Genomic DNA, 13,899 nt, shown 5'->3' on the forward strand with positions numbered 1-13,899 from the left:
CTACGTGATCAGCGCGATATCCACCGGAGGATCCGCCCTCGGGCGCCCCTCCGTACAGCGCCCCCCGCAGGACCGCGGGCGGGGCGCCGCTGGTCGTCTCTCCCGGCACAGCGGCGGACCCGAGCCGACACCCCGCGCCATTCCGGTGCCGTGCCTTCATTTTCCCGACGTCACGCAACGGCGCGCGACAGGAGCCAGAGGACATGCAGAGCAAGCTGGATGAAGCAAAAGCCGAGCGGCTGGCGGAAGCCGCTCGGGTGGCCGATCAAAGCCCGGCCCAGGGACGTCACCCGGTCCAGGGGCCCCGCGACGACGCCCTTGGCGCGTATCTCCAGCGGTACTACCTGCACACGGCGCCGGAGGACCTCGCCGACCGCGACCCGGTCGACATCCTCGGCGGCGCACTCGCCCACTACCGTCTCGCCGAGGAGCGGCCGCAGGGCACGGCCGATGTGCGCGTCTACTCGCCGTCGATCGACGAGAACGGCTGGTCGTGCACGCACTCGGTGGTCGAGATCGTCACCGACGACATGCCGTTCCTGGTCGACTCGGTCACCAACGAGCTCTCCCGGCAGGGCCGCGGTATCCATGTGGTGATCCACCCGCAGATGGTGGTCCGCCGGGATCTGGCCGGGAAGCTGCTGGAGGTGCTCTCCGTCGGCCGGGACGACATCGCGCAGATGCCGGACACCCGGCTGCCGGACACCCGGGCCACCGGGACCGAGAAGCCCATGGGCAGGAAGAAGGGCAAGGGCCGGAAGGTCGCGGAGGGCGAGCTGCCGCACGACGCGGTGGTCGAGTCCTGGATCCATGTGGAGATCGACCGCGAGACCGACCGCGAGGACCTCAAGCAGATCGCCGCCGACCTGCGCCGCATCCTCTCCGATGTGCGGGAGGCCGTCGAGGACTGGCAGAAGATGCGCGGCGCGGCCCTCCGGATCGCCGACGAGCTGCCCGGCGAGCCCACCGACGAGCTCCCGCAGGAGGAGATCGAGGAGGCCAGGGAGCTGCTGCGCTGGCTGGCCGACGACCACTTCACCTTCCTCGGCTACCGCGAGTACGAGCTGGACGTCGCGGGCGGGCGCGAGGGCGGCGACGGCGGTGAGGGAGGCGAGGAGCTGAGCCTCGCCCCGCTGCCCGGCACGGGCCTGGGCATCCTGCGCGCCGACCCGCAGCGCACCACGGAGGAGAGCCACCCGGTCTCGCCGTCCTTCAACCGGCTGCCCGCCGACGCGCGGGCCAAGGCGCGCGAGCACCGGCTGCTGGTGCTCACCAAGGCGAACAGCCGCGCGACCGTGCACCGCTCCTCGTACCTGGACTACGTCGGCGTCAAGAAGTTCGACGAGGCGGGGAACGTCATCGGGGAGCGCCGCTTCCTGGGCCTGTTCTCGTCGGCCGCCTACACCGAGTCGGTGCGCCGGGTCCCGGTCGTGCGGCGCAAGGTCGCCGACGTGCTGGAGAGCGCGGGCTTCACGCCCGACAGCCACGCCGGGCGTGACCTGCTGCAGATTCTGGAGACCTACCCGCGCGACGAGCTGTTCCAGACCTCGGTCGAGGAGCTGCGGGCGATCGTCACCTCCGTGCTCTACCTCCAGGAGCGCCGCAAGCTGCGGCTCTTCCTGCGCAAGGAGGAGTACGGGCGGTACTACTCGGCGCTGGTCTACCTGCCCCGCGACCGCTACACGACCGCGGTGCGGCTGCGGCTGACCGAGATCCTCACCGAGGAGCTGGGCGGGACCAGCGTCGACTTCACCGCGTGGAACACCGAGTCGGTGCTCTCCCGGCTGCACTTCGTCATCCGGGTGCACCCCGGTGCCGAGCTCGCGGAGCTGACGGACGCCGAGGTCGAGCGGATCGAGTCCCGGCTGGCCGAGGCGGCGCGCTCGTGGGCGGACGGCTTCAACGAGGCGCTGATCGCCGAGTGCGGCGAGGAGAAGGCCGCGGAGCTCTCGCAGAAGTACGCGCGCGCCTTCCCCGAGGGCTACAAGGCCGACTTCCCGCCGCGCGCCGCCGTCGCCGACCTCCAGCACCTGGAGCAGCTGGTGCGGGGCGGCGAGGAGAACGACTTCTCGCTGAGCCTGTACGAGCCGGTCGGCGCGGGCCCCGGCGAGCGCCGGTTCAAGATGTACCGGACCGGCAGCCCGGTCTCGCTCTCGGCCGTGCTGCCGGGGCTGCAGGCGATGGGCGTCGAGGTGGTGGACGAGCGGCCGTACGAGCTGCGCTGCACCGACCGTTCGCACGCCTGGATCTACGACTTCGGGCTGCGGATGCCGGACGGCCAGCGCGGCCTGGAGGAGGAGACGCGGGAGCGCTTCCAGGAGGCGTTCGCCGCGGTGTGGACCGGGCGCGCGGAGAACGACGGCCTGAACGCGCTGGTGCTCTCCGCCGGGCTGACCTGGCGGCAGGCGATGGTGCTGCGCGCCTACGCGAAGTACCTGCGGCAGGCGGGTGCTCCGTTCAGCCAGTCCTACATCGAGGAGACGCTGCGCGGGAACGTGCACACCACGCGGCTGCTGGTCAACCTGTTCGAGGCCCGGCTGGACCCGGCGCGCAGGTGGGCGGGGCACGAGCTGACGGACGGCATCCTGGAGGAGCTGAACGGGGCGCTGGACCAGGTGGCGAGCCTGGACGAGGACCGCATCCTCCGCTCCTTCCTCACCGTCATCAACGCCACCCTGCGCACCAACTACTTCCAGCGTGACGCGGACGGCGAACCGCACACCTATGTCTCGATGAAGCTGGACCCGCAGGCCATCCCGGACCTGCCGGCGCCGCGCCCCAAGTACGAGATCTGGGTGTACTCGCCCCGGGTCGAGGGCGTCCACCTGCGGTTCGGCAAGGTGGCGCGCGGTGGTCTGCGCTGGTCCGACCGGCGCGAGGACTTCCGCACCGAGATCCTGGGCCTGGTCAAGGCGCAGGAGGTCAAGAACACCGTCATCGTCCCGGTGGGCGCCAAGGGCGGGTTCGTCGGCAAGCAGCTGCCCGACCCGGCCGGCAACCGCGACGCCTGGCTGGCCGAGGGCATCGCCTGCTACAAGACGTTCATCTCCGGCCTGCTGGACGTCACCGACAACCTCGTCTCCGGCGAGGTCGAGCACCCCAAGGACGTGGTGCGGCACGACGAGGACGACACCTACCTCGTCGTCGCCGCCGACAAGGGCACCGCCACCTTCTCCGACATCGCCAACGAGGTCGCCGTCTCCTACGGCTACTGGCTGGGCGACGCCTTCGCCTCCGGCGGTTCGGCCGGCTACGACCACAAGGGCATGGGCATCACCGCGCGCGGCGCCTGGGAGTCCGTCAAGCGGCACTTCCGGGAGCTGGGCCACGACACCCAGACCGAGGACTTCACCGTGGTCGGCGTCGGTGACATGTCCGGCGACGTGTTCGGCAACGGCATGCTGCTGTCCGAGCACATCCGGCTGGTGGCCGCCTTCGACCACCGGCACATCTTCCTGGACCCCGACCCGGACGCGGCCACCTCCTACGCGGAGCGCCGCCGGCTGTTCGAGCTGCCCCGCTCCTCCTGGGCGGACTACGACGCCAAGCTGATCTCGGCCGGTGGCGGCATCCACCCGCGCAGCGCCAAGTCGGTGCCGATCACACCGCAGGTGCGTGAGGCGCTGGGCATCGAGTCGGGCGTCACCAAGATGACCCCCGCCGAGCTGATGCGGGCCATCCTGAGCGCCCCGGTCGACCTGCTGTGGAACGGCGGCATCGGCACCTACGTCAAGGCGTCGACGGAGAGCGACGCGGACGTCGGCGACAAGGCCAACGACGCGATCCGGGTGGATGGCCAGGACCTGCGGGTCAAGGTCGTGGGCGAGGGCGGCAACCTGGGCTGCACCCAGCTCGGCCGGATCGAGTTCGCCTCGAACGGCGGCCGGATCAACACCGACGCGATCGACAACAGCGCCGGTGTGGACACCTCCGACCACGAGGTGAACATCAAGATCCTGCTGAACTCCGTGGTGGCCGACGGCGACATGACGGTCAAGCAGCGCAACGCGCTGCTGGCCGAGATGACCGACGAGGTCGGCGAGCTGGTGCTGCGCAACAACTACGCGCAGAACGCGGCGCTGGCCAACTCGCTCGCGCAGGCCCCCAGTCTGCTGCTGGCCAGCCAGCGGCAGATGCGCAGGCTCGCCAAGGAGGGCAAGCTCGACCGGGCGCTGGAGTTCCTGCCCTCGGACCGGCAGATCCGGGAGCGGCGCGGCAACGGCCAGGGGCTGACCCAGCCGGAGATCGCCGTGATGCTGGCGTACACGAAGATCAACATCACCGGCGAGCTGATCACCACCTCGCTGCCGGACGACCCGTACCTGGAACGGCTGCTGTACGCCTACTTCCCCAAGGCGCTGCGCGAGCGGTTCGGCCAGCAGATCGCGGGCCACGCGCTGCGCCGCGAGATCATCACCACGCTGCTGGTCAACGACACGGTCAACACTTCCGGTTCGACCTTCGTGCACCGGATGAAGGAGGAGTCGGGCGCTTCCACGGAGGAGATCGTGCGGGCCCACACCGCCGCACGCGCCATCTTCCGGCTCGGCGACATCTGGGACGAGGCCGAGTCGCTGGACAACAAGGTCGCGGCGGGAGTCCTCACCGACATCCGGCTGCGCTCCCGGCAGCTCGTCGAGCGCGGCACGCGCTGGCTGCTCAACAACCGCCCGCAGCCGCTGGCGCTGGCCGACACCATCGAGCTGTTCTCCGACCGGGTCGAGGAGGTCTGGGCCCAGCTGCCCAAGCTGCTCAAGGGCGACGACCTCAAGTGGCACCAGCGGGTCTACGACAAGCTCTCGGGCGCCGGTGTCCCGGCGGACCTGGCGCTGCGTATCGCGGGATCGGCGGCGGCGTTCTCCGCGCTGGACGTGGTGGCCGTCGCAGGCCGTACGGACAAGGACCTGATGGATGTCGCCGAGGTCTACTTCGATCTGTCCGACCGGCTGGGCATCACCCAGCTGCAGGGGCGCGTCAGCGAGCTGCCGCGCGCCGACCGGTGGCAGTCCATGGCCCGCTCGTCCATCCGTGAGGACCTGTACGCGGCGCATCAGCTGCTGACGGCCGATGTGCTGGCGGCGGCAGACGGCGGGGCGACGGCGGAGCAGCGGTACCAGGCGTGGGAGGAGAAGAACCACGCGATCCTCATCCGCGCCCGGGCCACCTTGGACGAGATCCAGGCGTCGGAAACGTTCGACCTGGCGAACCTGTCGGTGGCCATGCGGACGATGCGCACCTTGCTGCGCAGCAACCGCTGAGGCCTCATTCCGGGTGCCCGGCATGGGGGCTGCGCTTGCCAGCCCTGCGCCTCTGGCGCAGACCTCCCAAGCGCAGGAGGTGTGCCCGGTCAGGGGCGCGGGGAACGGCTCCCCCAGCCTTCGGCCGGGAGGTGCCCCCACAGCCACGACGTAGCCGCAGGCGGCTGACTGCACCGGCCCCAGCGGTGCTGGTCGCACGTTTGGACCTCGGCGGCGTGACGTGCCGCCGAGGTGCTGCCTACCGTCAAAGGGTGGGTGCGCTGGTGGACGACGTGTTGGGGCGTCAACGCCGTGCCGCACTGGTCCGCTCCCGGACCAGTGCGGCCGGCGCGTTGCTGCTGCTCGCGGCCGGCTACCTGCTCCAGGTGCTGGGCATCGCGGACCGCCACGCGCTCCTCGTCGTCGCAGGCGCAGCGCTCGGCCTGGTGACCGAGACGCTGCTGGCCTTCCGCGCGGGGCGGATGGCGTGGGAGCTGCGCCGGGCCCAGTTCACCCCGCCCGCACGGCAGCTGCTGCGGGACGCGCTGCTGCTGGGCGGACTGGCCAGGCTGGAGGTGCTGCCCCCGGGCGGGACGGGAGCGCTGCTGCTGGGCGGCGTGCTGCTGTGCTGGACGGCGCACTTCCTGTGCCAGTCGGTCGCCGGCGCGGTGTACACCAGGCGACTGCTGCCGGTCGTCACCCGGAACGTCGACGCCTCGGCCCTGCGCCTGTCCCCCTCGCCGCCCGCCCTGTTCGCCCAGCGCGCTGCGCTGCGGCCGATGGCGGTCTCCACGCTGACGACCGCTGCCATGTGCGCTTCGGCCCTCACGGGCGACCTGGGGTGGGCGCCGGCCGTCGCCTGGTGCTGCGGTGCCGGGGTGCTGGCCGGGACCGGGTGGCTGGCCACCTGGCTGCTGCCCGGCAAACGGATCGCGGGGGAGGAGGAGGTGCTTGCCTGGCTGGACGGCTGGCTGGCCGAGTACCGGCCGACCGTCGGGATGTACTTCTCCGGCGGTGCGTCCTCCGCGTATCAGGCGAACATGTGGCTGAGCACGCTGGCCCAGCTGGACGGGCGGCCGGTGATCGTGCTGCGTGAGCGGTTCATGGTGCAGAAGATCGATGCCACCGACATCCCCATCGTCTGCATCCCCAAGGTCGCCCATCTGTTGCGGCTGGAGCACTCCACGCTCAAGGTGCTGCTGCACCCGGCCAACTCGGGCAAGACCGCGCAGGTGCTGCGCATCCCGACCCTCAAGCACGCGTTCATCAACCACGGCGAGTCCGACAAGCTCTCCTCCTGCAATCCCTACGCCAAGGCCTACGACCAGGTCTGGGTCGCCGGTCAGGCCGCACGCGAGCGCTACCAGCTGGCCGAGGTCGGGGTGGACGACAAGGACGTGGTGGAGGTCGGCCGCCCCCAGCTCGCCCCCATCGAACCGGCCGGTGCCCGCCCGGTGGGCAACCGCGCCGGATATCTGACCGTTCTCTACGCGCCCACCTGGGAAGGCTTCACCGACGACCCGGGGAACACCTCCGTGGGGGTGGCGGGCGAGAACATCGTCAAGGCACTGCTCGCCGACCCGAAGGTGCGGCTGCTGTACAAGCCGCACCCGATGACCGGCACCATCGACCCGCGCGCCGGAGCCGCCGACCGGCGTATCCGTGCGCTGGTCGAGGAGGCCAACGCGCGGCGGGGCGACACCGAACCGGACCGGGAGGCCGTCGCCGCGCTGGAGGAGGCGGCACGCGAGGTGCGGTCGCTCACCCGCGCCGACTTCGGGCGGCGCGCCGACGAGGTGGAGCGGATGCTGCGCCAGTCGGCGCCCGAGCCGGGCCGTGCCCGGGCGGTGGACGAGGCGATCCGGGCGTGGGAGGAGGCCTACTGGGCGGCGCAGCCCGGCGGGCGCCACCAGGTCGTGGTGGGCCCGCGCCCGGGGCTGTTCAGCTGCTTCAACGAGGCGGACGTCCTGGTCTCGGACGTCTCGTCCGTCGTCTCCGACTACCTCAGCAGCGAGAAGCCCTACGCCGTCGCCAACACCAGCGGCACGGACGACGACAGCTTCCGCGCCGCCTGCCCCACCGTCCGCGCCGCCACCATCCTCGGCCCCGACGGCTCGGGCATTCCCCAACTGCTGCGCTCCGTGCGCCATCCGGAGGAGGACACGCTGGCTGCGGCGCGCGCCGCGCTGAAGGTCCGGCTGCTCGGTCCGGCCGAGCCGCCCTCGATCGTCCGCTTCAACCGCGCGGTGCGCGAGCTGGTGCGGGCGGCCGAGGCGAGGGCACAGCGCTTTCGGCCGGCCGACTCCCGGGCGGAGCGGCGCGAGCGGGAGCGGGATCCTAGGGGGGAGCCGGACGCGATGCCGGAGCCGGACGCGATGCCGGAGCCGGCCCTGACGCCGGCGCCGGTGACGATGCCGGAGCCGGATCAGGCGGCGGCGCCGACATCGACGCCGGATCAGGCGCCGGCCGAGGCACTGGGGGAGGCATTGGGGGAAGCGTTGGGGGAGGACGAGCGGCGCTGAGGGTGCTGCGCGTCAGCGGCGACGGGGCCTTCAGCGGCCGGCTCCCGCCCGTCCGCCACCAGCTGCGTCGCCGGAGCCGGAGCCGGAGCCGATGCTGACGTTGACGCCGACGCACATTCCGGCTCCCGCTGTGGCGCCGCGTGCGGGGCGAGGGTCTTCAGCGCCAGGACGAGGTTGTTGTTGAGCGAGAAGTACAGCTGGACGGCCAGGTCGGTCCCCTCCAGCCGGACGCGCGGGACGACGTCCGTCTTCTTGCGGTCCGCGAGATCGCCCAGCAGCCTGCCCAGCCGTACTCGTTCGGGGCCCAGACCCGGGCGCAGCCACAGGTCCCATACGCCCTCGGGGGAGCCGTCGGCGAACGCGGCAGGCAGCTCGAAGGGCAGCTCCAGGCGCACCGTGGCGCCCTCGTCCCCGGTGCTCCGGCGGCCGGGGAACTCGAAGGCCTGGCCCGGGTTGTCGCGCGGCACCGCCATCAGCACCGGGCCCCCGGAGAGCTCAACGGTACGCCGCGACAGCGCCGGGCCCGGGGGCTGTCCGTAGAGCCTCGCCGAGAGCTCAAAGCCGTGTTCGCCCAGCTCGATCGAGGTGACCTCCGCGTGCCGGGCGCGGCACCAGCTGCGCAGCGCGAGCCAGCCGTCGGCGGTGGCGTACGGAATCCACGGCTGGAGCGTGCCGTCCTGGGCGAGCGGCGCGGGCAGGGAGAGCAGCCGTGCCGTCTCCACCATGAGCGCCTTGACCCGCTTGCTCCGGCCGTCCGAGACCCGCTCGACGAAGACGTCCCACCGCGCCTCGAACAGGTGCACCTCCTCGCGGGTCAGCCGGAGTGCGACCCAGCCGTCCCCGTCCGCTTGACTGAGGGGCGGCAGCGGAACGCGTACCGGTGTGTCGCCGTCGTGGTGCCGGGGCCGCAACAGCAGTACCGCGGCCGACCTGGGGAGGGAGTCGGCGCGCAGCCGTACCAGCAGCGTCCCGTCCCCCTCGGCCCGTACGTGGGCCACCGGGCGCCGCAGCCCCTTGGCAGCGCTCTTCTGCCGGGTGGACCCGTTTCCCCGTACGGCGCGCGCGAGGGGGCGCAGGGCGGGCCGGAGCGCGCTCGGCACCAGACGGCGCGCCGCCCGTTCAAGCCGCGTACGCCGGGCGGCCGGCTTGGGCCGGGAGACCTGGACGCTCGGCTCGTCCGGTGTGTTCGACTCGGCGCGCGTGTTTCGCCCGGCGTGCGGGCTCCGTGCGTCCGGGGCGCTCGGCGGGTCCTGTGCGCCGCTCCCGTCCGGTACGCGCCTGCTCCGGCGCGGGTCCGGACTCGTCCCCGTACGCGACTCCGTGCCCGTGCCCGTACGCGGTCCCGTGCCGGACGGGGCAGCGGCCGCACCGGCGCCCGGGCGGCCCGCCAGCAGGCGGGTCATCAGCTCCTCGTACTCGCCCGCGATGCGCTCCGGGCTGTAGCGGGCCGCCTTGCGCAGCGCGGCCTCGCTCATCCGGGAGCGGAGTGCCGGGTCCTCGACCAGGTGCAGGAGGGCGTCGGCGTAGGCGCGTACGGTCATCTCCTCGCTCTCGCCGAGCGGGGCGAGCAGCCCTTCCACGCCGTTGGCGATGATCTCACCCGGACCGTACGGGCAGTCGGTGCTGACCACCGGGACCCCGCAGTGCATGGCTTCCACCAGGGTCATACCGAACGACTCCGCGTCCGAGGAGACGGCCGCGACGGCGCCTTTGGCCCACTCCGTCTCGATGGGCGAGTGGGCGCCCATCAGGAACGCGCGGTCGTGCAGGCCGAGTTCGTCGAGGGCGGCACGCAGCGCTTCTTGCTGCGGACCCCGCCCGTACAGCCGCAGCGACCAGTCCGGGTGCTTGTCCGCGACGAGCGCGAAGGCGCGCAGCAGCCGGTCGTACCGCTTGACCTTGATGAGCCGGCCCGCGGCGACGACGAGCTTCGACTGCCCGTCGGAGGGCTCCACGTGCGGCACCGGTACCGCGTTGGGCACACAGACGATCTCGGTCCGCACTCCGGGAAGTGCCGCGCGGTAGTCGGCGGCGTCCGCGTACGAGACGGTGACGAACGCGTCCAGGTGGGCGAGAGCGGCGTCCTGGTGGGTGCGGATGTGGTCGCTGTGCATCGCGTGGGTGAGATGCTCCTGGCCGATGCGCACATAGCGGTCGGTGCCGTACGCGGCGAGATAGTCGTTGATCTTCGGCCGGGTGCCGATGACGACGTCCGCCTCCAGATTCTCCAGCAACTCCTTGACCCGCAGATCGCCCAGGCGCGTGGAGATGCCGCGCTCGAAGTGGTCGCCGCCCTCGGTGAACCGCTCGCTGCGCAGGCGGTAGGCCGGGTCGTCCCCGTCGTAGCGGGGAGAGGAGGGGCGCAGATCGATGAGCGAGGTGAGGGTGACGCGGGGGTCGAAGGTGAGTGCGGGTTCATGGCGTGACCGGCGGAGGCTGACCACCTCCACCTCGTGCCGCTCGGCAAGCGCCCCTGAGAGGTTCACCGTCGACCTGATCGTCCCGCCGATTCCATAGGCGTTGTCCAGCAGGAACACGATCTTCATCCGCGGCTTCCCCTTCTCTTTCCTGCTCGCTTCCGCGCTGCGCTGTGTGCGCGGAGTCAGCCGTTTCCTCCGACTATTTGAGAGGTGGAAAGGGAGGGGATGCGTTCTTAACACTCGTATGTCCCTCGTTCGGCCCCCGCAGCGGCATGCCGCGATCGAATGAGGGCAGGCCGCGCCTACTGTCAGATCAATGGCCCCGAAGATCATCGACCCAGCCGACCCGGACGACGCCGGGGCCTGCGGCGCGCCCGATGGGACCAGGGCTCCCGATGAGACCAGGGCTCCCGATGGGGCCAGGGCTCCCGATGGGGCCAGGGCTCGGGCGGCGGAGCCTGCGTACGGGGACACGCGCCTGGTCAGGCCATACCGCGGCGATCGGGACCCGTTTCTCGACAACGCCAAATTCCTGCTGATCGTGCTCGTGGTCGTCGGCCACATCTGGCCGATGGGCCTCGTCGAGGGTTCCCGTACGGTCAAGGCCGCCTACCTGTGGATCTCCTCCTTCCACATGCCTGCCTTCATCCTGCTGAGCGGTTACTTCTCACGCGGTTTCACCGGGCGGCCCGAGCAGATCCGCGGACTGCTCACCAAGGTGCTGGCGCCCTATCTGGTGTTCGAGGTGCTCTACACGGCGGTGGAGGCCGTCGCCTGGGGCAAGCCGTTCCAGCTCACGCTGACCGAACCGACGTTCGTGTGCTGGTTCCTGGCGGCGCTCTTCGTCTGGCGGCTGACCGCCCCCGTGTGGCGCGTGATCCCCTGGCCGCTGCCGGTCGCCGTGCTCGTCTCACTGGTGGCGGGCACCTCCACCCTGGGGGACGACCTCGCACTGCCCCGGGTGCTGATGTTCTGGCCGTGGTTCGTCCTCGGACTGGCCCTGCGGCCCGAGCACTTCGCACGGCTGCGCGAGAGCCGCGTACTGCGGTACTGCGCCCCGCCGGTGCTGGTGGCGGGCGGCGTGGCGGCGTACGCGCTGGCGCCGGGCACCGATGTGCACTGGCTGTGGATGAGCTACGGGCAGGCGGACCTGGGCGTGAGCACCCCGGCCTATCTGCTGGTACGGCTCGGGCTGTTCGCGGTGACGGCGCTGATGACCGGCGCCTTCCTCGCCCTGGTCCCCCGGCGCGCCCTGTGGCTGACCGCGCTCGGGGCCGTGACGCTGTACCCGTATCTGCTGCACGGACTGCTGACCACTGCCGCGCACGCCTACGGCTGGGATGCGCCGCTGCGCCCGCTGGGCCCCTTCGGCGCGGCCCTGCTGACGGCCTGCGGAGCCGCCGTCGCCGTACTGCTGTCGACCGCGCCCGTACGGCGGCTGGCGCGGCCTCTCATCGAGCCACCGGTGCCGGGTCTGACCCGGCCGCGGCGCCGGGGGAACTCGCCCGGAACGAGTGAGCCAAGGACGGCGTGATGGCCTGGGACCCTTTCACCGACCCCTATGTGACGGACCCCTTCGCGGCGGCCCCCTCCACGGCCGACTCCGCCGCGCCTGACACCCCCACGGCGGCCACCTTCTCGGCGCCGACCGTCTCGACCGTGGGGCCCCTCGCCCGGCCCGGAAGCCGCACTGCGGCAACCGGCGCGGTTTCGGGGGCCGGGAAGGACGTGGGCGCACCGGCGGCGGACAGCGGCCATGCCAGGGCGAGCGATCTCGCTGGGGCGAGCGGCTCCGCCGGGGCGAGCGGTTTCGCCGAAACGGGCGACTTTGCCGGGGCGAGCGGCTTCGGCGAGCCGAGCGGCTCCGCCGAAGCGCCCCCGGGTGCGCGCCCGCCCCGCGCCGGGCTTCCCGCGCCCGCTGCCGCGCCGCCTTCCTCGGGCACCCGGCACCCGGCAGACCGGCGGGGAGTGCCCGATCACCCGGACGCGGCAGGCTCGCGGGGCAGGCGCAAGGCCGCGCGAACCGGCGCGGAGGCTCCGACGGGGGCGCGCACCGAGGCGTGCGCCGAAGCACACACTGGGGCGGTCACCGGCGCGCGTACGGGCGTACGGGCGCGGCTGCGGCGGCCCCAGGGTGCCTCGGCGTTGGGCCGGACGGGCGCGCGCGACCCGTTCCTCGACAACGCGCGGTTCCTGCTCGTCGTCCTCGTCGTCCTCGGACACAACTGGGCACCCGTCGCCGACGCGATGCGCGGCGTCGAGGCCGCCTCCCTGCTGCTGTACTCCTTCCACCTCCCCGCGCTCGCGCTGCTGTGCGGCCATCTCTCGCGGAGCTTCACAGGGCGGCCCGAACAACTCCGCAGACTGCTCAGCCACGTCCTGGTGCCCTATCTCGTCTTCGAGGCGGCCTACGCGGGGATGGACACCCTCTTGTGGGACCGGCCGTTCACCGTCTCGCCGACCCGGCCGGCGTTCGTGTGCTGGTTCCTCGCGGCGCTGTTCGTCTGGCGGCTGACCGCGCCCCTGTGGCGTGCCGTGCGCTGGCCGGTGTTCTTCGCGGCTGTGGTGTCCGTCGGCGCCGGGTTCACGGACCTGGGGGAGGAGCTGGCGCTGCCCCGACTGCTGATGTACTGGCCGTGGTTCGTCCTCGGGCTGCGGTTGAGCGCCGAGCATCTGCGCCCGCTGCGGAGCCGCTCCGCGCGCAGATGGGCGCTGCCCGTGATGGCCGCCGCCGCGGCCGGTGCCTGGTGGGCCGCGCCCCGGGTGAGCCGCGAGTGGCTGCTGATGGAGGCGGGGGCGCACGAGCTGGGCCTGCGGCCGATGCTGTATGTGGGCGTACGGCTGGGGCTGTTCGCCGTCGGCGCCGTGCTCGTCGCCGCGTTCCTCGCGCTCGTCCCCGCACACCGCACCGGGTACACCGTGCTGGGCGCGTGCGCGCTCTATCCGTTCCTGCTGCACGGGCTCGTCGTCAAGGCCGTCGAGAAGGCCGGCGGGTACGAGGCGGTGCTCACCGGCGGACTGCTGGCAGTGGTGGGCACCACGGTGCTGGCCGGCGCGCTCGCCGTGCTGCTGGGGCTTCCCCATGTGCGGCAGGTGCTGTGGCCGCTGGTGGAGCCGCCCTTCCCCGGCTGGCTGCGCGGACGCCGGAACGCGAACGACGCGACGGCGCCGGGCGCGGCGGCGTCGCAGGGGACGGAGCCGGACGCGACGGCGCGCGGGCGCCGGGCGCCGCAGGGGAGGGACGAGGGAACCGCTTCTGAATGGCCGACGTCCGAATGGCCCGCCTCCGACTGGCTGACGGCGGACTGGCCCGTCTCCGACCGCCCCGGCTCCGACCGCTCCCAGGCCGACTGGCCGGCGGCGGACTGGTTCGGCGAGGACTGGCGCACGGACGACCGCCACCCGGCGGGCCCGCCCCCGGCAGGCCCGCCCCTGGCCGACCGGCTCGCAGCAGACCGGTCGTGCGCCACCCGGTCGGGTGCCGAGTGGTCCGGCGCGGACCGGTTCAGCGCGGCCGACAGGCCCGGCATCGTCCCGCCCGGAACCGTCCCGCCCGGAACCGTCCCGCCCGGCACCGCCTCACCCGGCACCGTCCCGCACAGTGGTGACCGGCTCCCCGGCGACCGGCCCCGCAGTGACCGTCCCGGCGCCGGGTGGTCCGCGGTCGGCGGCCGCCCCGCGGCGGCCCGGGCAGGCGGGGCTCCGAACGGGGGCTGAACG

The 13,899-nt window shown here is 72.5% G+C and carries 5 protein-coding genes; 4 read left to right on the forward strand and 1 reads right to left on the reverse strand.

Translation table 11 applies throughout. The features are described from left to right. Positions 1-203 precede the first annotated feature (203 nt). Positions 204-5,258: an NAD-glutamate dehydrogenase gene (locus HC362_RS20445; RefSeq protein WP_243085473.1), complete on the forward strand. Its 5,055-nt coding sequence runs from the start codon at positions 204-206 to the stop codon at positions 5,256-5,258. A 251-nt stretch (positions 5,259-5,509) separates the two neighbouring features. Next, a complete protein-coding gene (locus HC362_RS20450) occupies positions 5,510-7,759 on the forward strand; it encodes a hypothetical protein (protein WP_243085474.1) in 2,250 nt (749 codons plus the stop codon). On the opposite strand, the gene HC362_RS20455 is transcribed toward HC362_RS20450, so the two are convergent. Then, positions 7,693-10,305, reverse strand: coding sequence for a glycosyltransferase family 4 protein (locus tag HC362_RS20455; RefSeq protein ID WP_243085475.1), 2,613 nt, complete (start codon positions 10,303-10,305; stop codon positions 7,693-7,695). The two genes, HC362_RS20450 and HC362_RS20455, sit on opposite strands and share 67 nt — an antisense overlap. 190 nt (positions 10,306-10,495) lie before the next feature. On the opposite strand from HC362_RS20455, the gene HC362_RS20460 reads away from it, so the two are divergent. Then, positions 10,496-11,713 (forward strand): acyltransferase family protein, encoded by a 1,218-nt coding sequence (locus tag HC362_RS20460; RefSeq protein ID WP_243085476.1) that lies wholly within the window; start codon positions 10,496-10,498, stop codon positions 11,711-11,713. Continuing rightward, positions 11,713-13,896, forward strand: a complete 2,184-nt coding sequence (locus HC362_RS20465) for a hypothetical protein (RefSeq protein ID WP_243085477.1) — start codon at positions 11,713-11,715, stop codon at positions 13,894-13,896. The genes HC362_RS20460 and HC362_RS20465 overlap by 1 nt, the downstream gene beginning before the upstream one ends. Positions 13,897-13,899: the final 3 nt, after the last annotated feature.

Origin of the sequence: Streptomyces sp. 891-h (assembly GCF_022760275.1) — a bacterium.
GTDB lineage: Bacteria > Actinomycetota > Actinomycetes > Streptomycetales > Streptomycetaceae > Streptomyces > Streptomyces spirodelae.